The sequence below is a fragment of the Streptomyces sp. NPDC051105 genome, from assembly GCF_040682795.1.
GTDB lineage: Bacteria > Actinomycetota > Actinomycetes > Streptomycetales > Streptomycetaceae > Streptomyces.
Genome location: NZ_JBFBBR010000006.1, coordinates 434,782 through 456,612, shown reverse-complemented (window position 1 = coordinate 456,612; position 21,831 = coordinate 434,782). Strand labels below are relative to the sequence as shown.

The window sequence follows — 21,831 nt, the reverse complement described above, 5'->3', positions numbered from 1 at the left end:
ATTGTCGTGGGTCCGCGCGCCTTGCGTATCCTCGGGGCGTGCTTCTCTCAGACAAGGACATCCGGGCCGAGATCGACGCCGGGCGGGTACGGATCGATCCCTACGACGAATCCATGGTGCAGCCGTCGAGCATCGATGTGCGGCTGGACCGCTTCTTCCGGGTGTTCGAGAACCACCGGTACCCGCACATCGACCCCTCCGTCGAGCAGCCGGACCTGACCCGGCTGGTGGAACCCGAGGGCGACGAGCCCTTCATCCTCCACCCCGGGGAGTTCGTCCTCGCGTCGACGTACGAGGTCATCTCGCTGCCCGACGACCTCGCCTCACGGCTGGAGGGGAAGTCCTCGCTCGGGCGGCTCGGGCTGGTCACGCACTCCACCGCCGGGTTCATCGACCCCGGATTCAGCGGGCACGTGACCCTGGAGCTGTCCAATCTCGCGACCCTCCCCATCAAGCTGTGGCCGGGCATGAAGATCGGGCAGCTGTGCATGTTCCGGCTCTCCTCCCCCACCGAGCACCCCTACGGCAGTGAGCGCTACGGCTCCCGTTACCAGGGGCAGCGCGGACCCACCGCCTCCCGCTCCTACCTCAATTTCCATCGGACGCAGGTGTGAGGAGCCGGCCATGAGCAATGACGTACGGGAGAACCTCACCTACGAGCGGTTCGGCGTCGCCGTGCGCGAGCTCGCGCAGACCATCGCCGACGACGGGTTCGAACCCGACATAGTGCTGAGCATCGCCCGCGGTGGCGTCTTCGTCGCCGGCGGCCTCGCCTACGCCCTCGACTGCAAGAACCTGCACCTGGTCAACGTGGAGTTCTACACCGGGGTGGGGACGACTCTCGAGATGCCGGTCATGCTCGCGCCCGTCCCCAACGTCATCGACTTCAGCGACAAGAAGGTGCTGATCACCGACGACGTCGCCGACACCGGCAAGACGCTGAAGCTGGTCCGCGACTTCTGCCTCGACACCGTCGCCGAGGTCCGGTCCGCGGTGATCTACGAGAAGTCCCACTCCCTCGTGAAGTGCGAGTACGTGTGGAAGCGGACCGACGACTGGATCAACTTCCCGTGGAGTGTTCTGCCCGTGGTACGTAAGTCGGGTGAGCCGGTCACCCCGTCCAAAGAAGCGCTCTAGGTCATGAGGCGACGTCCGTCGATCGTGGCAGGTTGGCGCTCACCGTACGGGCGGTGGCGGTCCTCACCCGAGACCCGCATCCGGTGCATCCGGTGCATCCGGTCGGTGCGGGTCCGTTCGTACAGCGAAATCGCCCGGCCCAGGTCCCCGGCCGTCTGGTAGGCGCCCGCGAGGTTGTTGCGCCCTCCCCTCGTGTCCGCAGATCTCCCTTGGACTCAGGTGCTGATCCATCGATGCCTGTCACCTCGTTTGTGTAACATCCAAAGCCAGGCTTCGGTTATTACTCGAGGGGTGTCTGGATGTTGGAGCTCGCGCGCTCGTGGGTCGACGGGTGGACCGTCTCGCGTCGGGCACCGAAGCCGGTAGACATGCCGTGGGGGCTGACCATCCAGGTCGGGCTGCCGGCCCAGGCGGTCCGTCACGTCCTGCTCGGCCCCGATGTCGAGACCGCCCGCGGGCTCGTCGGCGCGATCACCGAGCCAGCCACCTGGATCAAGGCCTTTCTGGCACCGGACGTCATGGAGCCGTGGTTCTCGCCCGCGTGGGAGCCGACCGATCCCGGCTTTCTGATGGCCGTCGACCTGCGTCCGTCCGTCGTGCGCGCGCCCGACGGGTACACAGCCACCGCCGAGACCGCCGACGATGTCACACGCGTACGCATTCTGGCCGCCGACGGGAAGCTCGCCGCCCGCGGTCAAATCGGTCTGACAGCCGATGCGTGCGTGTTCGACCAGATCGTCACCGAGGAGGCTCACCAGCGCCTCGGTCTCGGGACGGTCGTGATGGGCACACTCGCCAACGCGGCCATCGAGAACGGCGCGGCTACCGGCATCCTGGGCGCGACCGTCCAGGGCCGAGCGCTCTACGAAACACTCGACTGGAAGGTCCTCGCGCCGCTGACCGGCTTCATCTACCAGCCTGTCGCTCCCTGACACGCAACCAGGATCCCCGAACGGTGCCATACGCCGGGGCCGCGAGTTGCGGCGAGGTGCTCAACAGATCGTCCGACTTGCATACACAGCGGTGGAGAGGCTGTCCCGCAAGCGGGAGCTGTGCGGCGACGGCGACGCGGGTTGCAGTATCACCGGCGGTCGGTGAACCAGCGGCCGACATCCCGAAGCGCACGGGAAGGGCCCCGGCACGGCAGCCGGGGGCCTTCTCGGATGCGGGCGGGGGCTAGAACGTGCCCAGCTTCACGATCGACAGCAGTGCGATCAGCTGGATCGCCGACGCGCCCAGCGCCTTCGGCCACGGCAGGTCATGGGACTTGCTCACCATGAGCGTGAGGAGGGCGCCGGCCGCGATCCAGGTCGCCCAGCCGAGAATCTGCACGAAGCCCGCGTCGCCGCCGAAGAACATGGCGAACAGGAGACGGGGGGCATCGGTGATCGACATGATCAGCATCGACAGGCCGACGGTCGGCTGCCAGGCGCCGTCGCCGCCCAGCTGGCGGGCCAGGGTGTGGGTCACCACGCCCAGCACGAAGGAGGAGAGCACCATCGCGACCGCCGTCGTCAGGACGATCGGGATCGCGTTGGTGAGGGTCGCGCTTATCGCGTCCGCGCGGGCGCCGTCGAAGCCGAAGACCGCGAGCAGGCCGTAGAGGAAGGTCACGATGAGGGCGGGCCCCCACATCGTGTAGTCCCGCATCTGGAGGAACGTCTGGTTCGGGGCGAGCACGATCCCCTTCAGCAGGTCCTTCCAGTGCAGGCGCGGGCCGATCGGGCCGGACGGCGCCGCCGAACCGGCGTGGTAGGTCGCGCCCCGTGTGTAGCCGTCGGCCTCGTCGACCGAGAACGCCTGGGTGTGGCCCGGGTTGTTCGCCGCGTACGGGTCGGGGGTGCCGGCGCCCTGGCCGCCGTAGCCGTGGTCGTCGCCGAAGTACTCCGGGCCGTCGCCGCCGGGCTGCCCCTGTCCCTGCCCCGGGTAGCCGCCGCGGCCCTGCGGCCAGCCGCCGCCCCCGCCGTTCTGCGGGTACGGCTGCGGAGCCGACGGGTACCCGTACGACGGTCCCGCCGGCTGCCCGCCGAAGCTCTGGGGCGGCGCCTGCTGCCCGTACGCGGGTTGTTGCGGTCGCGTTTGCGGGGCACGGGCGTCCCGGCCACCGCGTCCGATCCTGAATCCAGCCACGTCATCGAACGTACCTGGTCCGGGAGAACCTTGGGGCGGGCTCGGCACCCCGAGCCCGCCTTTGCCGCAGAGCTGTGACATCCCCTAAGGGATCCCCCAAGAGGCCCCCGGGAGCTGTCCAGGGGGGCCGGATCTCATGCCCTCACTGCCCGAACACCATCCCCAGCTGCGACCACGGTCCGGGCAGGCCCACCGACGTCGCCCCGAAGCTGACCGCGCCCGTCGTCGTCAGCCCCTGGACGAGCCGCGCAGGGTCCATACGGCGCCCTGGCCGCCGTTCTCGTGCCGGGCGCCGACCGCCAGGTCGGATTTCCCGTCGCTGTTGAGGTCGGCCAGGTGGACGGTGGAGCCCCAGAAGTCGTTGTCCTCGTTCAGGTCCGGTACCCCGGGCGCTGGGTCCAGCGGGTGGAGCCCGCGCCCGTCAGACCGGCGGCGGAGCCGCGCAGCAGCGTGACCGTGCCGGTCTGCCAGGCCGCGCCGATCCCTTCGCTGGCCTTGGTGAAGGCGCCCCGGAAGATCTGCACGTCGGCGCCGGTGCTGCCGACGGCCAGGTCCGCCCGGCCGTCCGCGGTGAAGTCGCCGACCGCCAGGGACATGCCGAAGCGGGTGTGGGAGGTACGGGCCGGGTCGGCGACGATGCGACCGCCGGTCAGGCCCTTCTTGCTCCCCAGACGATCGTCACCGACCCGGCTTCGCCGTCCTCGCCCTCGGCGCCCACGACCAGGTCGGCGTACCCGTCCCGGTTGAGGTCCCCGAAGGCGAGCGCCGAGCCGAACGCGTCGTCCTTCTCGGCCGTGCCCGGGACGCCCGCCGAGTTCTGGGTGACGACGGTACGCCTGGACGCCCTGACGCCGGACTGGGAGCCGTAGGTGACGACCACCGCGCCCGCCCGCGCCTTGCCGCCGACCGTGGCGCCCGGGGCGGCGGTGGCGAGGTCGTGTGAGCCGTCGCCGTTGAAGTCGTCGGCGTACCTGGCGGGCGCGGCCGAGGCGGTGCCGGCCAGCGGGACGAGGCCCGCGGTGAGGAGTGCGGCGAGGGCCGCCGCCGTGCGCATACGCATGATCAGCCCTCCAGTACGTCGCCGAAGTAGGCGGTCCCCGCCGGGCCGCCCAGGGTGGTGCTGGTGAAGGTCCTGGAGCCGCCGGCCTGGACGCCGGAGGCCGTGGACCTGAACAGCCAGACGGCGCCGGCGCCGCGGCTCTCGCCGTAGGCGCTCGCGACCAGCTCCGCGCGGCCGTCGCCGTTGGTGTCGGTGAGGCGGACCGCGGAGCCGAAGAAGTCCTGGGACTGGGCGGTGCCGGGGACGGCCGTCGTGTCCTGGGAGAAGAGCTTGGCGCCGCTGCCGGTCAGGCCGGAGGCCGAACCGCGCAGCACGGTGAAGTTGCTGACCGTCGCTCAGCTTGCCGCCGGCCGACGGCCGACGAGTCCGAGCAGCCGCTCCAGGGCGGGAGCGCCCGCGGAGATCTCTACCGCCGGGGCGAACGGAGTCCTCGGCCGGTCGTCGGACGGTGCTGCGGTCGGGATCAGCGCCGCGACCTTGAGTGAGTGGCCGACGAGGTCGGCGTCCGGATCGTAGGCGACGCCGATGGTCCGAGCGACGTCCCAACCGTGGACCACGCAGTCGAGGACGTGCATGCCGAGCGCCACCCGGCCGGGAAAGAGGCCGAACTCCCTGATCTGGAGCGGACGTTCCAGGACATCCTCGGCGAATGCCCTCGTCATGGCGTCGGCCGAGTCGAGGTACGCCTGGTGGGGATCCCCACCCAGGTCGCCCTGGTCCCAGGCCCGGAGGTCACCGGTGACGCCTGCCGCGGCGGCTGCGAAGCCGAGGTTCTCGCTCACTTGGTGGCGGAGCAGGCCGTGCAGCGTCCAGTCGGCACACGGCGTCGGAAGACGAAGCTGGTCCGGGTCGATCCGCGCGATCACCGCTCCCAGGGTGGCGAGGGCACGGCGGTCCAGTTCCCTGATATCCACGGCCGCGACGCTAGCCGTGCCTCTCGTTTGCGGGCCACTCGTTTTCGGGGCGCCGCGGCCTGTCCCGACGTCCAGGGGAGCCCCTCTGCGAGATGCGCCCGGACACAAGTCCTCGTCGCTCACGCTCTCCTGATCACCCCTGCGGCAGGATGGGGACATGAGCGTAGTCAAGATCAACGTACTGACCGTGCCGGCGGAACAGCGGGAGACGCTGGAGAAGCGGTTCGCCTCGCGGGCGCATGCCGTGGAGAACTCGGACGGGTTCGAGTGGTTCGAGCTGCTGCGGCCGGTCGAGGGGACCGACCAGTACCTGGTGTACACGCGGTGGCGGGACGAGGAGTCGTTCCAGGCGTGGATGGAGGGGCCGATGAAGACGGCTCACCAGGGCGGCGCCGAGGGCGAGCGTCCCAAGCCGGCGGCCTCCGGGTCGACGCTGTGGTCCTTCGAGGTGGTGCAGTCGGCGGGGCCGAAGGGCGAGTGACGGCCGGTCCTGGCCGGCGGCCGCGGGGCGGCTCCGCAGCGGCTTGTCGCCGGGGCCTGTGGACACGGCCGCCCGCCTCCGCCCCGCCCGCGTTCGCCCACGTCCGCCCGCGTCCAGCTGCGTCCGTCCGGCGACCCGGGTCGCTGTCGCCGTAAGGAGGTATACGCATATTGTCGTGAATGTGTGGTACGCGTCACCCACTGCGAGGGGACGGTGCGAGACGGTACGGCGTGTGCCGCCCGCGGTACTCGACCGGAGGACGACGTCATGCGGCACCGTGCCCGGCCCAGCGGTGACCTCCCTGTCGACGATGCCCTGGGCGGGGCGCTGGCCGACATGGTGTGCCGGACGGGGGCGGCGATCGGCGGGGTGTATCTCATCGATGAGCCGGCCGCGCTGCTGCGCCTGGTGGCGGTGTGCGGACTGCCCGTCGACTTCACCGCGCCGTGGCAGCGGCTGGCGGTGACCGCCCCCGTCCCGGTGGCCGACGCGATCCGCGAGCACCGCCTCGTCTGGGTCGGCGGCCAGGACGAGATGGCGCGCCGCTATCCGCGTACGGCGGCCGTCCTGCCGTACCCCTTCACGCTTGTCGCTGCGCCGCTGGACGGGGTACGCCGTTGCTGGGGCGGGGTGGTGCTGATGTGGCCCGCCGGCCATCCGCCCCGGGCCACCGCCCGCGAACGGCACCACATCATCGCGAGCGCCCGCCGGCTCACCCGGCTCCTGGACGACTCGCCGGCGCCGCCGGCCCTCCCCGAGCAGCCGCGGGTGGTCCCCGTGGACTGTCCGTGCCACCCCGTCCGGACCGGGCTGGCCGCCGCCGCCTACCTGGACCGTCTCCCTGAGGGCGCCCTCGCCCTCGACCTGGAGGGCCGGATCACCTTCGTGTCCGCCGCGGCCGCCCGGCTGCTCGGCCGGGAGCCGGACCTGCTGCTGGGCACCCGGCCCTGGCAGTCCCTGCCGTGGCTGGACGACCTGCGGTACGAGGAGCGGTACCGGATGGCGGTTGTCAGCCGGGCACCCGTGTCGTTCAACGCGCTTCGCCCGCCGAACCGGGGGCTGACCTTCCAGCTGCACCCGGACCACAGCGGTATCAGCGTGCGCATCACCCCCGGCGCGGAGACGGCGACCGCGCCGTCCGCCGGCACGGAACCCGCCCCGACCGCGCCCGGCCGCCTCTACCAGCTGATCCACCAGGCCGTCGCGCTCACCGAGACGGTGACCACCCAGGACCTCGTGGCGTTGATCGCGGACCAGATCCTGCCGGCGTTCGGCGCCCAGGGCCTGGTGCTGAGCATCGCCGAGGCGGGCCGCCTCCGGATCGCCGGGCAGCACGGCTACACCGGCGCCGTCGCCGAAGGCCTCGACGCCCTTCCCCTCGACACCGACCTCACCCCCGCCGGCCAGGCCCTGGCCAGCGGCGTCCCGGCCTACTTCGGCAGCATCGCCGAACTGGCCCACAGCTATCCGCGCGCCCCGCTGATCAGCGGAAAACAGGCGTGGGCCGTGCTGCCCCTGGTCATCTCGGGGCGTCCGGTGGGCTGCTGCGTCATCTCCTACGACCGCCCGCACACCTTCACCGCCGACGAACGCGCCGTCCTCACCCCACTGGCCGGTCTGCTGGCCCAGGCCCTGGACCGGGCCCGGCTGTACGACACCCAGCACCACCTCGTCCACCAGCTCCAGCAGGCGCTGCTGCCCCGGAGCCTGCCCAGCCTGCCCGGTCTCGACGTCGCCGCCCGCTATCTGCCGGCCGGGCACGGCATCGACGTCGGCGGCGACTTCTACGACCTGCTGCGCCTCGACGCCACCCACGCGGCGGCGGTCATCGGGGACGTGGAGGGCCACAGCATGGCCGCGGCGGCCCTGATGGGGCAGGTCCGCACCGCCATCCACGCCCACGCCACCTCCGGAGCCGCCCCGGACCAGGTCATCGTCCGCACCAACCGGCTGCTCGCCGATCTCTCCTCCGATCTCCTGGTGACCTGCCTCTACGCCCACCTGGACCTCGTCCGCCAGGAACTGACCCTGGCCAGCGCCGGACACGCACCGCCTCTGCTGCGTCCCGCGCCCGGCCGGGCCCACCCCCTCGACGTCGACCCCGGGCCGCCCCTGGGCGTCGACGCGGACGCCCGGTACCCCGTCACCCGCACCGCGCTCCCGGCCGGCGCCGTCCTCGCCCTCTACACCGACGGTCTGATCGAACGCCCCGGCACCGACCTGCTGCACGCCACCGCCGACCTCGCCGCCCACCTCGCCGGCGCCGACGCCCACGACCTGGAACGCCTCATCGACAGCCTCGTCCACCACACCTGGCCGGCCGGCGGCCACACCGACGACGTGGCGGTGCTCCTGCTGCGGCCGGGGGCGACGGCACCGACAGCACCGACGGCCGCGGCGGCCTCGGCGGAGAGGACCGACCGGAGTTCGGGTCTCAGTGGTGGTGGCCGTACGACGTAGTGGCCGTCCCGGCGCGGGCGGCCGCTTCGGCGGCGCGGTTCCTGGCCTGGCGGGCCTCGTCGGCCTGGCCGGCGGTGTCCAGCACCCGGGCCAGGTTGTTCCAGGTCAGAGTCATGGCGTACCAGTTGTCGGAGTCCTGGCGGATCCGGAGGGACTCCCGCAGGGCGGCGACGGCCGGCTCGATCCGGCCCGCCGCGTACAGCACGCAGCCGAGGCTGTTCAGGGAGTCGCCGTGCAGGAAGCGGTTGTCGGTCCGGTGGTGCAGGGCGCAGGCCCGCCGGAACGCGGCCGCCGCCTCGCCGTACCGGCCCAGGCTCTCCAGCGCCAGACCGAAGTTGTGCCAGGCCCGGCCCTCGTGGGAGCGGTCACCGGTGGCGCGGAAGCGCTCGCAGGCCTGCCGGTGGGTGACGAGGGACTCGTGGAGACGGCCGGACCTGCGCTGCGCGAGACCTAGGTTGTTCCACGCCATGCCCTCGCCGTTCGGATCGCCGAGAGCGCGGAAGAGATCCGCGGCGTGGACGAGGGGTTCGATGGCCTCGGCGGACCGGTCGGCCCGCAGCAGCGCGTTGCCGAGGTTGTTGCAGACGGACGCCTCCATGTGCCGGTCCCGCGAGCGGGCCGCCCGGTCCCGGGCGGCCCGGCCGACGGCGACCCAGTCCTCGAAGAACCGCCGCTCGCGGAGGAAATCGGCGAGGTGCAGCGCGAGCTCCACCATGTGGGCCGCGTCGTGCCCGTCGTGCCCGTCGTGTTCGTCGCGTCCGCCGTGTCCGTCGTGTTCGTCGGGCCACTGGGCGGCGGCGACGAGGTTGACCCGCTCGGCGTCCAGCCAGCCGAGCGCCTCCGCCCGGCCCTTGAACAGGTCGGGCAGCGGGCCGTCGCCGGGCGCCCGCAGATGGCGGGCGGCCGCCTCCGCCTTGGTCCGGTAGTGGTGGCGTATCCGCCGGCGTGCCTCGCGTCCCTCCTCGACGAGCGCGGGGTCGTCGGCGGCCAGCGCGCTCGCGTAGCCGCGGACCAGGTCGTGTATGCGCCAGCGCTCGGGGAGCGCACCGCCGCGCCCCTCACCGGTGATCAGATGGGTGCCCACCAGGTCGTCGAGGAGTTCCAGGGCCAGGGGCCGGTCCTGGCCGGTGGCCACCACCGCCGTCTCGGTGCTGAAGTCCGGGAAGGGCACCTGGGCCAGCCCGCACAGCGCGCGTCGCCGGTCCGGGGGCAGCCGGCGGAACGACATGTCGAACACCGGGGCCAGCGCGAGGACCCTGCCGTATTCGTCGACGCCCCGGCTGCGCAGGACCCGGCTGCGGTCGGCGGCGGCTCTCAGCTCCTCCACCAGGGATCCGAGCGGGTCGTCCCGGACCCGGCGCCGGTGCAGCAGGGCGGTGGCTATCCGCAGGGCGAGCGGCATCCGGCAGCACAGCCGCGTCAACTCGCGTACGGCCTCGGTCTCCTCGGGCGTCCACTCGTCCCCGGCGTCGGTGGGCCGGCGCAGTGCCGGGGCGATCAGGCGGACGGATTCGTCCCGGCTGAGCGGCCCGAGGGGTAACTCGTCGGCCGTCAGCGACTCGTGGCACTCCCGCGAGGTGATCAGGACGCAGTGCAGGCCGCTGGCGGGCAGCAGCGGTGAGATCTGGGCCGAGTCCGAGACGTTGTCGAGCACCAGCAGAACCCGCCGGCCGGCGTCGGCGAGCGCCGCGAGGTGGCTGCGGTACACGTCGAGTTGGCGGCCCTCCTCGCCGAAGTGGCCGACCCGGTCGGCGCCGGGGTCGAGGTCCGCCGCGGCGAGGGCGTGCAGCAGCGAGGTCACCGCCTGGGTGGGGGTGACCGGGTTGTCGTCGTAGCCCGCGAGGTCGACGAAGAGGGCTCCGCCGGTGAACCAGCCTGCTTTGCGCGCCCGGTGCGCGGCCTTCAGAGCGAGGGCGGTCTTGCCCATGCCGCCGAGTCCTGTGACGACGCAGACGACCGGCGCGTCCGGGGCCGGGTCGGCGGGCGCCCGCAGCCGGGCCTCCAGCGCGGCCAGCTCCGCCGCCCGCCCGGTGAAGCCCGGTTGCGCCATGGGCAACGTGCACGGACCGGCCCGGTCGGGCCGCCCCCCGTGCTGTACGACCATCTTCCCGACGACGGGCCCCAGAAAGGTGCTCCGCCCGAAATCGACCCGGTCCCTGTCACCGACGGACGGCGAGGCGACGGCATCGGGGTGGGAGGCGCTGCCGGTGGGGCCGGATTCGCCGTTCACCGGATCCGGTTCGTCGCCGCCGCCGCCCGGATCCGGTTCTTCGGTGTCCGGATCCGGTTCGTCGGTGTCCCGGTCCGGATTGTCGCTGCCGGAGTTCGGTGTCCGGTCGTCACCTGCGCGCACCCGTGGCTCCCCTTCGGCCGGCATCCGCCAGGCTCGGACCGCTTTGAGGGGCTTCACGGTAGAGCATCCCCACCGCCTGGGGGACGGCTTCGCCCAACCCCGCCCGCCCCGCCCGGTGACCCGTGGCTCCTCGTTCACGGAGAGACCGGGTGACTGCTTGGCTACCCTGAGACTGAACCGGTCATAAGAGGCGAGTTGCGACGAAACGCCACGCGGGAGAGAAGAGGGGTACCGGTGCCGGCCTCCCGAAGCGCGGGTCCCTGTCCCGTGCGGCGGCAGCGGTCGTGGTCGGCGCCGGGCTGGCGCTGGGCGGTGCCTGCGGCGAGAGCGGGCAGAGCGACGGTCCCAGCGTCGGTGTGCTGCTGCCGGGCGGCGGGGCCTCCCGGTTCGGGCGGTTCGACCAGCCGCTCATCGAGCGGAAACTGAAGCAGGTGTGCCCGCACTGCCCGGCACCGACCGTCTCCGCCACCGCCGAACCGGAGGTCCAGCAGCAGCAGCTCGAAGCCATGATCACCCGGGGTGTGGACGTCCTGATCCTCTCCGCCATCGACCCCAGGTCGCTGCACTCCTCCGTCGACGCCGCCCACCGCGCGGGCATCCCCGTCGTCGCCTACGACCGGCTCGCGCTGGGCCCGGTCTCCGGTTACGTCACCTTCGACGGCGCGACGATCGGCAGGCTCCAGGGCGAAGGGCTCCTGAAGGCCATGGGCCCCGAGGCGGACGGCGGCCAGATCGTCATGGTGAACGGCGCGTCGGCCGACCCGAACACGGCCTGGTTCAAACAGGGCGCGCTCTCGGTGCTGCGCGGCAAGGTGCGGATCGGCACGTCGTACGACACCCCCGACTGGCGGCCGGAGAACGCCTACTCCGAGATGACCGGCGCGGTCGCCGTCCTCGGCGCCGACGCCATCGACGGTGTCCTGGCCGCCAACGACAGCCTCGCCGGTGCCGTGATCTCCGCCCTCAACGCGGCCTCGATCCGTCCGCTGCCCCCGGTGACCGGCCAGGACGCCGACCTGGTGGCCGTGCAGCGCATCCTCGCGGGCCAGCAGTACATGACCGTCTACAAGTCCTACCGGGCCGAGGCCGAGGCGGCCGTCGAGATGGCGCTGGCCCTGGGACGCGGCGACCCGGCCGGGTCCGTCGCCACCACCACCGTCGACAGCGCGACCACCCGGAAGATCCCCTCGGTGCTGCTGCCGTCGTATCCGGTGACGACCGGCACGATCAAGGACACTCTGGTAAAAGACGGTATCTACACGATCGACCAGATATGCACCCCCAAGCTCCGGTCCGCCTGCGACCAGGCCGGACTCACCCCATGAGCGCCTGCCACGACGGCGGACGGAGGAGGTGGCCCCGTGGTTCAGCCCCTGCTGGCGCTGCATGGTGTGTCCAAGCGCTTCGCGGCCGTCCAGGCGCTGGTGGATGTCGAGCTGGATATCCGGGCCGGGGAGGTGGTCGCCCTGGTCGGCGGGAACGCCGCCGGCAAGTCCACGCTGGTCAAGGTGATCTCGGGCGTCGGCCCGCCGGACCGGGGCGTCATCGAGTGGGAGGGCCGCCCCGTCCACATCAAACGCCCCCATGACGCCCGGGCCCTCGGCATCGCGACCGTCTACCAGGACCTCGCGATGTGCGGGAACCTCGACGTCGTCGGCAATCTCTTCCTCGGCCGGGAGATCCACCGCTACGGCATCCTCGACGAGGTCGAGATGGAGCGCCGCGCCCGCGAACTGCTGCGGACCCTGCCGATCGGCATCCCGGACGTGCGGGCTCCGCTCGGCACACTCTCCGGCGGCCAGCGGCAGGTCGTCGCGATCACCCGGTCGTTCCTCAGCGCGCCCCGGCTGCTGCTGCTCGACGAACCGACCGCCTCCCTGGGCCTCGATCAGACCAACCAGTTCCTCGACCTCGTCGAGGAACTCCGCGACCGGGGCACCGGGGTGCTTCTCATCAGCCACAACATGGGAGACATCAAGGCCGTCGCCGACCGGGTCGCCGTGCTGCGCCTCGGCCGCAACAACGGCCTGTTCAACGTGGGCACCACCTCCCAGGAACAGATCATCGCCGCCGTCACGGGCGCCGCGGAGCACTCCGGCCGGCAGCGCCCCGCGGCCGACCCGGAGGAGAGATGGTCGTGAGGGGAGCCTTCGCCGGACGGCTGAGGGAGTACGCGGGCGCGGCCCGCCGCCGACTGCACGGGGGCAGCCTCGGCCCGGTTCCGGTCCTGCTCGCCCTCGCCGTGATCTGGGTGGTCTTCCAGAGCCTCAACGCCAACTTCCTCTCGCCGCGCAACCTTTCCGTGCTCAGCGTGGACATCGTCGGGACCGGGATGGTCGCCGTCGGGGTGGTCTTCGTCCTGCTGATCGGCGAGCTCGACCTGTCGGTGGGCTCGCTCGCCGGCCTGTCGGGCGCCCTGTTCGCGACGCTGAACGTGAACCAGGGGATGCCGGAGTGGCTCGCCGTGCTCGTCGCGGTGGCGGCGGGTGCGGGCGCCGGGGCCTTCCACGGGTTCGTGTTCACCAAGACCGGGGTGCCCGCGTTCGTCGTCACCCTGGCGGGGCTGCTGGCCTGGGACGGTCTGATGCTCTACCTGCTGGGCCCGGAGAGCGCCATCGAATTCAGCGCGGACGGGCTGGTCGCCATGCTGACCAGCCGCCACTTCGGCGCCTCCGTCGCCACCTACGGCCTGGCGGTGCTCGGTACGGCCGGGTATCTCGCCGTGTGCCTCCACGACCGCCGGCGCCGCGTCGCCACCGGGATGCCGTACCGGCCGGCGGCCGGGATCTGGGCCCGTACGGCCCTGCTCGCCGTCGCCGCCCTCGCCGCCGCGTACGTCCTCGACCGGTTCCAGGGCCTGCCGCTGGCGCTTCTGCTCTTCCTCGCCGTCCTCGTCACCTCGGACCTCCTGCTGCGCCGGACCGCCTACGGCCGGCAGGTCCTCGCCCTCGGCGGCGGCACCGAGGCCGCGCTGCGCGCCGGGGTCGGGGTGGCGCGGGTACGCGTCTCGGTGTTCCTGCTGTCGGGAGCGCTGGCCGCGGTCGGCGGCCTGTTCGTCGCCTCCCGGCTCACCTCGGCGACCCAGGTGCCGGGCTCCGGCATGCTGCTGGTCAACGCGATCGCGGCCGCCGTCATCGGCGGCACCAGCCTCTTCGGCGGCCGCGGCTCGACCTGGTCGGCGCTGCTGGGCGTCCTCGTTATCCAGTCGATCGCCTCCGGCATGGCCCTGCTGGGAGTCCAGCCCGCGGCCCAGTTCATGATCACCGGCGGGGTGCTGCTCGTCGCGGTGGTCTTCGACTCGCTGGCCCGGCGCACGGGGACCGCCGCGGGGCGGGCCTGACAAGGGCTCCTGACCCCGCACGACCCCGCCGTCGGTTGAGGGGACCGCCGCGGTGCGGGCCTGACAGGGCTCTGACCCCGCACGACCCCGCCGTCGGTTGAAGGGCGCACGGCGGGGCGGGATGCTGGGAGCGGGTGCGGGCACCCGGACGGCCGGGCGCCCGGGCATCCGGAGGCACCATGGAGGGACGCGTACCGGCGGACCTGGCGGTCGTCCCGGACGATCTCGCGGTCGTCGTCGACGCCGAAGGAGCGGTCCTGGTATGGAGCGCCGGTGCCCGGCGGCTGCTCGGGTACGAACCCGCCGAGATCGTCGGCCGCCCCGCCGGGACCCTGCTCGCCACCCAGCTGCCCGCGTCCGCGCGCCGCCACATCGCCGACGCGTCCCGCTGGTCCACCGAGGTGGCCCTGCGGCACCGCAACGGCGACCGGGTCGTCGTACGTCTACAGGGCATCCCGCTGGCCGACGCGGGCGCCGGGCCGCTCTGGCTGGTGACCGGCGCCGCGCGGACGCCGGTGTCCGGGCGCGACCAGCCCGGTGCGGCGGCCCTGTGGGACCTCACGCTCGCCCAGCTGCCCATGCCGGTGGCGATCTACGACCGCGAGGCCCGGCTGGTCGCCGCCAACGAGGTCATGACCGGGATCATGGGCCTGCCCGTGGCGGAGATGCGCGGCCTGACCCTGCCGGAGATCGAGTCCGGCCCGCCCTTCGACGAGTACGACCGCCTCCAGCAGCAGGTCCTGCGCACCGGACAGACCGTCTTCCACGAGCAGCACGGCCAGGCGCCCGGGGAGACCCGCGAGCACGCCTGGTCGATGTACTTCTGCCCGCTGAAGGACGAGACCGGCACAGTGCAGGGGCTGTCGGCGGTCGTCTTCGACGCCACCGAGCACTACTGGGCCCGCCGCCATCTGGCCGTCCTCAACGACGCCAGCCTGCGCATCGGCAGCACCCTGGACGTGACCAGGACCGCCGAGGAGCTGGCCGAGGTGGCCGTGGACGGGTTCGCCGACTACGTCACCGTCGACCTGCTGGAGTCCATCGCCCTCGGCGACGAGCCGGGACCGCTGCGGCCGGGCGAGCCGATCACCGTACGCCGTACCGCACAGCGCTCGGTCCTGGCCGGCTGCCCGGAGAAGGTGGCCGAACCGGGCGACCCGATCCACTACCCGGTGGACACGCCCCCGATGTGGACCCTGCTCGCCGGCCACGGCACCCGCCACCGGCCCGGCGACCCCGGCATGCCGGAGTGGATCGGCGCCTCCCAGGCCCGCGCCGACTCCGTCGCCCTGCACATGATCCACTCGGTGCTGATGGTCCCGCTGCGCGCCCGCGGCGTCACCCTCGGCCTGGTGCACTTCCTCAGGCACCGCACCCCCGAGTCCTTCACCGAGGACGACCAGCGGCTCGCGGAGGAGATCGTCGCCCGGGCCGCGGTGTGCGTGGACAACGCCCGCCGCTACACCCGCGAGCGCCGCACCGCCCTGGCCCTCCAGCGCAGCCTGCTCCCGGGCCGGCCGCCGCCCGGGCTCGAGGCGACCGACGTGGCCTACCGCTATCTCCCCACGGGGGGCGGCGCGGACGTCGGCGGCGACTGGTTCGACGTGATCCCGCTGTCCGGTGCCCGGGTCGCCCTGGTCGTCGGGGACGTCGTCGGCCACGGCATCCGCGCCTCGGCGACGATGGGCCGGCTGCGGACGGCGGTACGGACGCTCGCGGACGTCGACCTCGCCCCCGACGAGCTCCTCACCCAGCTGGACGACCTGGTCATCAGGCTCGCCCGGGAGGAGGACCCGGAGGCCACCTCGGGCGAGGTCGGCGCGACCTGCCTGTACGCCGTGTACGACCCGGTGTCCCGCCGCTGCACCATGGCCCGCGCCGGCCATCCGCCGCCCGTCCTGGTCACCCCGGGCGGCGAGGCCCGCCTCCTGGACCTGCCGGCCGGCCCGCCGCTGGGCCTCGGCGGCCTGCCCTTCGAGTCCACCGAGGCGGAACTGGCGGAGGGCAGTCTCCTCGCCCTCTACACCGACGGCCTGGTGGAGACCGCCGATCACGACATCGAGGTGGGTCTGGGCCTCCTCCGCCGGGCCCTCGCCGCCCCGGCGGCACCCCTGGAGGAGACCTGTGACCGGGTCCTGCACACCGTGCTGACCGACCGCCCGGCCGACGACATCGTGCTCCTCCTGGCCCGCACCCACGCTTTGGACGCCACCAAGGTCCGCACCTGGCAGCTCCCCCAGCGCCCGGCGGCGGTCGCCGGGGCCCGCAAGATGGCGGGCCAGCAGCTGGAGGCGTGGGGTCTGACGGACGCGGCCTTCGCCACGGAGCTGATCGTCAGCGAACTGGTCACGAACGCCGTCCGCTACGGCGAGGGCCCGATCGCCCTCCGCCTGATCCGCGACGCGTCCCTGATCTGCGAGGTCTCCGACGGCAGCAGCACGGCCCCGCACCTGCGCCGGGCGCGGGTCTACGACGAGGGCGGCCGGGGTCTGCTCCTGGTCGCCCAGCTCTCGGAACGCTGGGGCAGCCGCCAGACACCGGCCGGCAAGACGATCTGGGCGGAACAGCCACTGCCCAGCTCGGCGCTCGCATAGGCACCCGCTCAGACCCCCGACCCGAGCCACCGCCCAAGCCCCCGCCCAAACCCCCGCTCAGGCGCTCGCTCAGGGGCTCAGTCAGTGGGCGAGCGGAACGTCCCGGCGCAGCACGTCGATCACGGCGGAGACGACCGCGGAGGCGACGAAGGTCCCCACCATGACCAGCCCCACCCCCACCATGAACAGCCCGCTGGCATCGTCCGACCAGTCGACGTAGGCGGCGAGCGTCAGCCCCGCGGTGGTACCGCCCACGGCGGCCGCGCTGTGCCCCCGGGCGGCCGCCCAGCCGACGGCCACGAGCAGGGTGAGCACGAGCCCGCCGACCTGCCAGGCCTCGTACGGCCCGCTCGTCGACCCGTCGGCCCGTGCGTCGTACTGCTGGTCCCAGCCCAGCCAGGCGGCCCAGGCCGCCGCCGACACCGCGGCCAGCGCGAGCGCCGGCAGCACCACCCGAAGAACCGGTTCGTGAAGTCTCATGCCCTCAGCGTCGGGGCCGGTCCGGGCACCGGACAGAGTGCGGATACTCAGATCGACCCGAGTACGCGCCCGGAACGGGCCGGGACCGGGTACAGGTGAGGCCGTCGCCAAGGGGGCGCGAACGTGAGTACGGTTGATCACGAGCCTTCCGCAGGAGCCCCCATGCCCCCCGAGTCCTCCATGCCCGCCGTGGCCCCCGTGCCCATACCCAGGCCCAAGCCCCGCTTCGCCGTTCTCGGGGCGGGCACCATCGGCTGTCACCTCGGTGGCCGTCTCCGCGCCGCCGGGTACGACGTGACACTCATCGGCCGGCCCGCCGCCATGGACGTGCTGCGCGAGCGGGGGCTCACCCTCAGCGACTCCGTCCGGCCGCCCGTCCGTCTCGCGCCGGCACGGCTGACGCTGGCCACCGGCCCGCAGGCCGCGGCCGGCGCCGACTACGTGCTCGTCACCGTGAAGAGCGCCGGTACCGGGGCCGCCGCCGAGGGCCTCGCCGCGCATCTCACCCCCGGCGCGGTCGTGGTGAGCTTCCAGAACGGGCTGCACAACCCCGCCACCCTGCGCGCCGCGCTCCCCGGTCACACCGTGCTGGCCGGGATGGTGCCCTACAACGTGGTGCAGTCCGAGCCGGGCACCGTGCACCAGGGCATGGCCGGCAGGCTCATGACCGAACCGGACGACCGGCTCGTCGCCGCCTTCCGCGAGGCACGGCTGGCCGTCGAGGCCCGTACCGACATGGCCGAGGTGCAGCACGCCAAGCTGCTGCTGAACCTCAACAACGCGATCAACGCCCTGTCCGGCTTGCCGCTCCGCGACCAGCTCGGCGGGCGGGACTACCGCCGCTGCCTCGCCCTGTGCCAGCGCGAGGCCCTCGCCGTCTACCGCGCCGCCGGGGTCACCCCGGCCCGCCTCGGCCCCACCTCACCCGCCGTCACCCCGTACGTCCTGGGGCTGCCCGACGGCCTCTTCCGCCGGCTGGCCGGGGCGACCCTGCGGATCGACGCCCAGGCCCGCTCCTCGATGTGGGAGGACCTGCAACGCGGCCGCCCCACGGAGATCGACTCCCTCCAGGGCGAGATCGTCGCCCTCGCCGCCGCCCATGGACGGAGCGCGCCCGCGAACGCGCGGCTGGTCGCCCTGGTGCGTGCGGCGGAGTCCGAGCCGCGCACCTGGCCGGGCCCGGAGCTGTACGCCGAACTGCGCGCTCCACGCTGAACGGGTGGGAACGGCAACGGCGCCGGATCGCTCACCCCCGGAGCTGTCGCCCGCGCTGCTCGCGCACCTGGACCGGCTGCCGGTCGGCGCCATGGGGTCATCTGCCACCCGCCGCGAACGCTCTGCTCATGTGCGTCTGGGGCCAGACGCACGGCCTGGTCGTCCTGGGAGTCCGGATCCCGAGGGTCTGGTGGCCGCGCGTGAACCCACCGCCGCGCTGACCCGCCGTCGCGACCCCGGCGGTACGCCGAATGGACTGATCATGTGTCGGGCGGGGCTGACCACCCACGCGCTGCAAAGGCTCGGCGGCAAACGGAAATCTGTCACGGCGGAGCCACATCTCCAGGGCTGCCGGAGTTAGGGTTGCCGTGCGACACGGATGGTACCGAATCCCTCGAAGACCGGCGCCAGGCCCGCCCGGGACCCCGCCGCGTCCCCGAAACGAAGGTGTCATGCCCGCTGAGAACGCCCCCGTCGCCGGCAACCTCGACGATGACGACTACCCCGCCTACACCATGGGACGGGCCGCCGCCGTTCTCGGCACCACCCCCGCCTTCCTCCGGTCCGTGGGCGAGACCGGGCTGATCGCTCCCCTGCGTTCAGAAGGAGGTCACCGCAGGTACTCCCGCCGTCAGCTGCGGATCGCGGCGCGCGCCCGGGAGCTGGTCGACCAGGGCACCCCCGTCGAGGCCGCGTGCCGGATCATCTCCCTGGAGAACCAGCTGGCGGACGCCCTCCGGCTGAACCGGGAAACAAGCCGGGAGGTCGGCGGAGGCGCCACAGATACCTAGTCTCGCCAGTACAGAAATAAGGGTACCGACGGCACTAGAATTGCCGTGCGGACCCGGAAACGCATGGCCGCTTACAGTCCATCTGTGTTAGCGTGATAGCAGTTGCAGTTTTGGTTGCCAGAGAAATTTTTTCTTTGTAAAGCTTTCCGGATCATTCCGGAGGGGTGATCATCGCGGCGACTCGGCTTCGTAAAGTGCGGAGTCCGGCACTGCCCCTCAAGGGAGATTCAATATGGCATCTGGCACCGTGAAGTGGTTCAACGCGGAAAAGGGCTTCGGCTTCATCGAGCAGGAGGGTGGCGGCCCCGACGTCTTCGCCCACTACTCGAACATCGCCACCCAGGGCTTCCGCGAGCTTCAGGAAGGCCAGAAGGTGACCTTCGACGTCACGCAGGGCCAGAAGGGCCCGCAGGCCGAGAACATCGTTCCTGCCTGAAGCTGACGCGAACCGCAGCGAGCCTCGAGCTCGCGCGTTTTGAGGCTGGGGCCCGCGCTCTTGGGGTGCGGGCCCCAGCTTTTCCCTTTTTTTACTCCGGCTCATTCTTGTGATTCCTCGCGCGGTTACCTGTCCGCCGGCCGGAATTCCTCGATACGCCGCATCGAGGAAGGTTCCTTCTTGGACCGCACGCGCCGCACGGGCGGCAGTTCCGGCCGCCACCGCACGGACCGAACCACCACCCGCTCGACAGGCTCCACCCCCGGCAGCCGCTTCCGTTCACAGGGATCGGGCCACCAGGGTTCCCGTCAGGGCACCGGTCGCAAGAGCGGTGGCCAGGCCCAGCGCTCCGCCCCGGGCCGCCAGGAGTTCGCTCTGCCGGTCACCCTCACCGAGCCGCTGCCCGCCGTCGAGACGTTCGCAGAACTCGACATGCCCGCACGACTGCTGGCCGCCCTCCGCACCGAAGGCGTGACCGTCCCCTTCCCGATCCAGGCCGCCACCCTGCCGAACGCGCTGGCCGGCCGGGACGTCCTGGGCCGGGGCCGCACCGGCTCGGGCAAGACGCTCGCCTTCGGCCTGCCGCTGCTGGCGCGCCTGGACGGACAGCGCGCCCAGCCCAAGCAGCCGCTCGCGCTCGTCCTCGTCCCCACCCGCGAGCTGGCCCAGCAGGTCACCGACGCGCTCACCCCCTACGCCCAAGCCCTGCGGCTGCGGCTCGCCACCGTGGTCGGCGGCATGTCGATCGGCCGTCAGATCAGCAACCTGCGAGCCGGCGCCGAAGTCGTCGTCGCCACGCCCGGCCGCCTCCGGGACCTCATCGAGCGAGACGCCTGCCGGGTGGACCAGGTCAACATCACCGTCCTCGACGAGGCCGACCAGATGGCCGACATGGGCTTCATGCCGCAGGTGACGGCGCTGCTCGACCAAGTCCCGGCCCGCGGCCAGCGGTTGCTGTTCTCGGCCACCCTGGACCGGAACATCGACCTCCTGGTGCGCCGCTACCTCCACGACCCCGTCGTGCACTCGGTCGACCCGTCCGCAGGTGCGGTCACCACCATGGAGCACCACCTGCTGCATGTGCGTGACGCCGACAAGGAGACCGCCGCCACCGAGATCGCCGCCCGGGACGGACGTGTGCTGATGTTCCTGGACACCAAGCACGCGGTGGACCGGCTCGCCAAGCGGCTGCTCGCCGTCGGTGTGCGGGCCTCGGCCCTGCACGGCGGCAAGTCCCAGTCGCAGCGCACCCGGACGCTCGCCCAGTTCAAGGACGGCCATGTCTCGGTCCTCGTCGCCACCAACGTCGCCGCCCGCGGAATCCACGTCGACGGCCTCGACCTCGTCGTCAACGTGGACCCGCCCGCCGACCACAAGGACTACCTGCACCGCGGCGGCCGTACCGCCCGTGCCGGGGAGACCGGCACCGTCGTCACCCTCGTCCTGCCGCACCAACGGCGCGCCGTGGATCGCCTGATGACCGACGCCGGAGTCACCGCGCGTGCCGTCCAGGTCCGTCCCGGCGAGGCCGAACTGCATCGCATCACCGGCGCCCGCACCCCCTCGGGTGTGCCCGTCACCGTGGCCGCACCGACCACCGACACACCCCGCGAGGGCGCGCGACCCGCCGGCCGCGGCCGGGGCCGTGGCCGCGGCGGCCGGTCGTCCGCCGCCCGGACCCGCCGTACCACCTCAAGGGCCGACTCGTAGCCGAAGGAGGACCAGCTCACAGCCGGAGCACGGGGTTGCGCTCCCGGCGGACAGGCCGCGCCGACGCCCGTCCCGTCCGCCCCGACGCTGGACCGCACCCCGGACGTGTCCCCCGTGATCGACCCACACGGATACACCCCGGGCGTTCTCGCCCTCACCCCTGACCGCCGTCCGAACCCCCGTCCCGCCGCGTCCCGCGGTCGCCCCCTGAGGAGGCATCCATGCGTGTTGTCATCGCCCGTTTCCCCTTCGACCTGACGAAGAGCGAGGTCGAGCAGTCGATGAGCAGCCACACGCCCGAACCCGTCACGGGCGTCGGCGTGACCATCGACGGCCGCGTCTACCCCGTGATGCAGGTCGGTGAAGTGATCACCCGGCAGAACCGCCGTGACTTCACGACGCTCGAAATGCGCCGCGCACTGACCCGCCTCGGCTTCACCTGCCATGACCCCCGCCCGGTCACGCCGCCCCGCGAGGCGCGAGCCGACGAGGACGCCCTCGGCTGGTGACACCCGCCGGGCCACCGCGAATACTGCGCGGTTCGCGGGTTGGAAAACCTCAGGTGTGGCACCCGGCTCTTGAGCGGGACGGACTCCGGTAACAGCGGCCGACGGTTCAGCAGCGAGCCGCCCACCGCGCACGCCCGGCACGGCCCGCTCAGCCGGTTGTCGCCGCGGGGCTGCCCGGCGGCAACCGGTACGGCACGCCCGGCGACCGGCCGGTAACGCCT

At 72.6% G+C, this 21,831-nt stretch carries 22 protein-coding genes; 14 read left to right on the top strand and 8 right to left on the bottom strand.

Annotation, left to right across the window (positions count from 1 at the left end; translation table 11 throughout):
* The first annotated feature begins 38 nt into the window (after positions 1 to 38).
* The 3 genes from dcd (at position 39) to AB0N16_RS18365 (ending at position 2,069) form a co-directional block, all read left to right on the top strand.
* On the top strand, positions 39 to 614 hold the full coding sequence (gene dcd, locus AB0N16_RS18375) for a dCTP deaminase (protein WP_362577245.1): 576 nt from the start codon (positions 39 to 41) through the stop codon (positions 612 to 614).
* Between the two features lie 10 nt (positions 615 to 624).
* On the top strand, positions 625 to 1,137 hold the full coding sequence (locus AB0N16_RS18370; protein WP_365797806.1) for a phosphoribosyltransferase: 513 nt from the start codon (positions 625 to 627) through the stop codon (positions 1,135 to 1,137).
* A gap of 299 nt (positions 1,138 to 1,436) precedes the next feature.
* Entirely contained in the window at positions 1,437 to 2,069 is a 633-nt protein-coding gene (locus tag AB0N16_RS18365; protein WP_365797804.1) for a GNAT family N-acetyltransferase, read from the top strand.
* Positions 2,070 to 2,313: 244 nt separating this feature from the next.
* On the opposite strand, the gene AB0N16_RS18360 is transcribed toward AB0N16_RS18365, so the two are convergent.
* The 6 genes from AB0N16_RS18360 to AB0N16_RS18335 form a co-directional block, all read right to left on the bottom strand.
* Positions 2,314 to 3,348: a Yip1 family protein gene (locus tag AB0N16_RS18360; protein WP_365797802.1), complete on the bottom strand. Its 1,035-nt coding sequence runs from the start codon at positions 3,346 to 3,348 to the stop codon at positions 2,314 to 2,316.
* Positions 3,349 to 3,495: 147 nt separating this feature from the next.
* A complete protein-coding gene (locus AB0N16_RS18355; protein ID WP_365797907.1) occupies positions 3,496 to 3,603 on the bottom strand; it encodes an FG-GAP repeat protein in 108 nt (35 codons plus the stop codon).
* A gap of 35 nt (positions 3,604 to 3,638) precedes the next feature.
* Positions 3,639 to 3,863 (bottom strand): hypothetical protein, encoded by a 225-nt coding sequence (locus AB0N16_RS18350; RefSeq protein WP_365797800.1) that lies wholly within the window; start codon positions 3,861 to 3,863, stop codon positions 3,639 to 3,641.
* A 53-nt stretch (positions 3,864 to 3,916) separates the two neighbouring features.
* Positions 3,917 to 4,327 (bottom strand): FG-GAP repeat protein, encoded by a 411-nt coding sequence (locus tag AB0N16_RS18345; protein WP_365797798.1) that lies wholly within the window; start codon positions 4,325 to 4,327, stop codon positions 3,917 to 3,919.
* A 2-nt stretch (positions 4,328 to 4,329) separates the two neighbouring features.
* The gene (locus AB0N16_RS18340) at positions 4,330 to 4,641 is read right to left on the bottom strand and encodes an FG-GAP repeat protein (RefSeq protein WP_365797796.1); all 312 of its coding nucleotides are present in this window, start codon (positions 4,639 to 4,641) and stop codon (positions 4,330 to 4,332) included.
* A 21-nt stretch (positions 4,642 to 4,662) separates the two neighbouring features.
* On the bottom strand, positions 4,663 to 5,241 hold the full coding sequence (locus AB0N16_RS18335) for a TIGR03086 family metal-binding protein (RefSeq protein ID WP_365797794.1): 579 nt from the start codon (positions 5,239 to 5,241) through the stop codon (positions 4,663 to 4,665).
* Positions 5,242 to 5,398: 157 nt separating this feature from the next.
* Here AB0N16_RS18335 and AB0N16_RS18330 point away from each other — a divergent pair, with 157 nt between their 5' ends.
* Together AB0N16_RS18330 and AB0N16_RS18325 are read left to right on the top strand one after the other, a co-directional pair.
* Positions 5,399 to 5,722 carry an antibiotic biosynthesis monooxygenase gene (locus AB0N16_RS18330; RefSeq protein ID WP_362577268.1) on the top strand — a complete coding sequence of 108 codons (324 nt, stop codon included), beginning with the start codon at positions 5,399 to 5,401 and terminating at the stop codon, positions 5,720 to 5,722.
* A 267-nt stretch (positions 5,723 to 5,989) separates the two neighbouring features.
* Positions 5,990 to 8,182 (top strand): SpoIIE family protein phosphatase, encoded by a 2,193-nt coding sequence (locus tag AB0N16_RS18325; RefSeq protein ID WP_365797792.1) that lies wholly within the window; start codon positions 5,990 to 5,992, stop codon positions 8,180 to 8,182.
* Here AB0N16_RS18325 and AB0N16_RS18320 read toward each other — a convergent pair.
* On the bottom strand, positions 8,157 to 10,535 hold the full coding sequence (locus AB0N16_RS18320) for a tetratricopeptide repeat protein (protein WP_365797790.1): 2,379 nt from the start codon (positions 10,533 to 10,535) through the stop codon (positions 8,157 to 8,159). The genes AB0N16_RS18325 and AB0N16_RS18320 overlap by 26 nt on opposite strands.
* Positions 10,536 to 10,819: 284 nt before the next feature.
* Between AB0N16_RS18320 and AB0N16_RS18315 the strand changes: the two genes are divergently transcribed.
* From AB0N16_RS18315 to AB0N16_RS18300, 4 genes are all read left to right on the top strand, one after another.
* Positions 10,820 to 11,860 (top strand): substrate-binding domain-containing protein, encoded by a 1,041-nt coding sequence (locus AB0N16_RS18315; RefSeq protein WP_365797788.1) that lies wholly within the window; start codon positions 10,820 to 10,822, stop codon positions 11,858 to 11,860.
* Between the two features lie 36 nt (positions 11,861 to 11,896).
* Positions 11,897 to 12,676: an ATP-binding cassette domain-containing protein gene (locus AB0N16_RS18310; protein WP_365797786.1), complete on the top strand. Its 780-nt coding sequence runs from the start codon at positions 11,897 to 11,899 to the stop codon at positions 12,674 to 12,676.
* Positions 12,673 to 13,875 (top strand): sugar ABC transporter permease, encoded by a 1,203-nt coding sequence (locus AB0N16_RS18305; protein WP_365797784.1) that lies wholly within the window; start codon positions 12,673 to 12,675, stop codon positions 13,873 to 13,875. Before AB0N16_RS18310 ends, AB0N16_RS18305 begins: the two co-directional genes overlap by 4 nt.
* A gap of 179 nt (positions 13,876 to 14,054) precedes the next feature.
* Complete coding sequence (locus AB0N16_RS18300; RefSeq protein WP_365797782.1) at positions 14,055 to 16,469, top strand: SpoIIE family protein phosphatase; 2,415 nt, start codon at positions 14,055 to 14,057, stop codon at positions 16,467 to 16,469.
* Between the two features lie 81 nt (positions 16,470 to 16,550).
* Here the strand turns inward: AB0N16_RS18300 and AB0N16_RS18295 are convergent, their stop codons facing one another.
* On the bottom strand, positions 16,551 to 16,949 hold the full coding sequence (locus AB0N16_RS18295; protein ID WP_365797780.1) for a hypothetical protein: 399 nt from the start codon (positions 16,947 to 16,949) through the stop codon (positions 16,551 to 16,553).
* Positions 16,950 to 17,111: 162 nt separating this feature from the next.
* Here AB0N16_RS18295 and AB0N16_RS18290 point away from each other — a divergent pair, with 162 nt between their 5' ends.
* The 5 genes from AB0N16_RS18290 to AB0N16_RS18270 all read left to right on the top strand — a co-directional run bounded on the left by AB0N16_RS18290 (position 17,112) and on the right by AB0N16_RS18270 (position 21,610).
* The gene (locus AB0N16_RS18290; RefSeq protein ID WP_365797778.1) at positions 17,112 to 18,164 is read left to right on the top strand and encodes a 2-dehydropantoate 2-reductase; all 1,053 of its coding nucleotides are present in this window, start codon (positions 17,112 to 17,114) and stop codon (positions 18,162 to 18,164) included.
* Positions 18,165 to 18,616: 452 nt separating this feature from the next.
* A complete protein-coding gene (locus AB0N16_RS18285) occupies positions 18,617 to 18,955 on the top strand; it encodes a helix-turn-helix domain-containing protein (RefSeq protein ID WP_365797776.1) in 339 nt (112 codons plus the stop codon).
* A 232-nt stretch (positions 18,956 to 19,187) separates the two neighbouring features.
* Positions 19,188 to 19,391 (top strand): cold-shock protein, encoded by a 204-nt coding sequence (locus tag AB0N16_RS18280; RefSeq protein ID WP_031482971.1) that lies wholly within the window; start codon positions 19,188 to 19,190, stop codon positions 19,389 to 19,391.
* A gap of 180 nt (positions 19,392 to 19,571) precedes the next feature.
* Entirely contained in the window at positions 19,572 to 21,101 is a 1,530-nt protein-coding gene (locus AB0N16_RS18275) for a DEAD/DEAH box helicase (protein ID WP_365797774.1), read from the top strand.
* 221 nt (positions 21,102 to 21,322) lie between these two features.
* Positions 21,323 to 21,610, top strand: coding sequence for an SCO5918 family protein (locus AB0N16_RS18270; protein ID WP_362577292.1), 288 nt, complete (start codon positions 21,323 to 21,325; stop codon positions 21,608 to 21,610).
* Positions 21,611 to 21,831 lie beyond the last annotated feature (221 nt).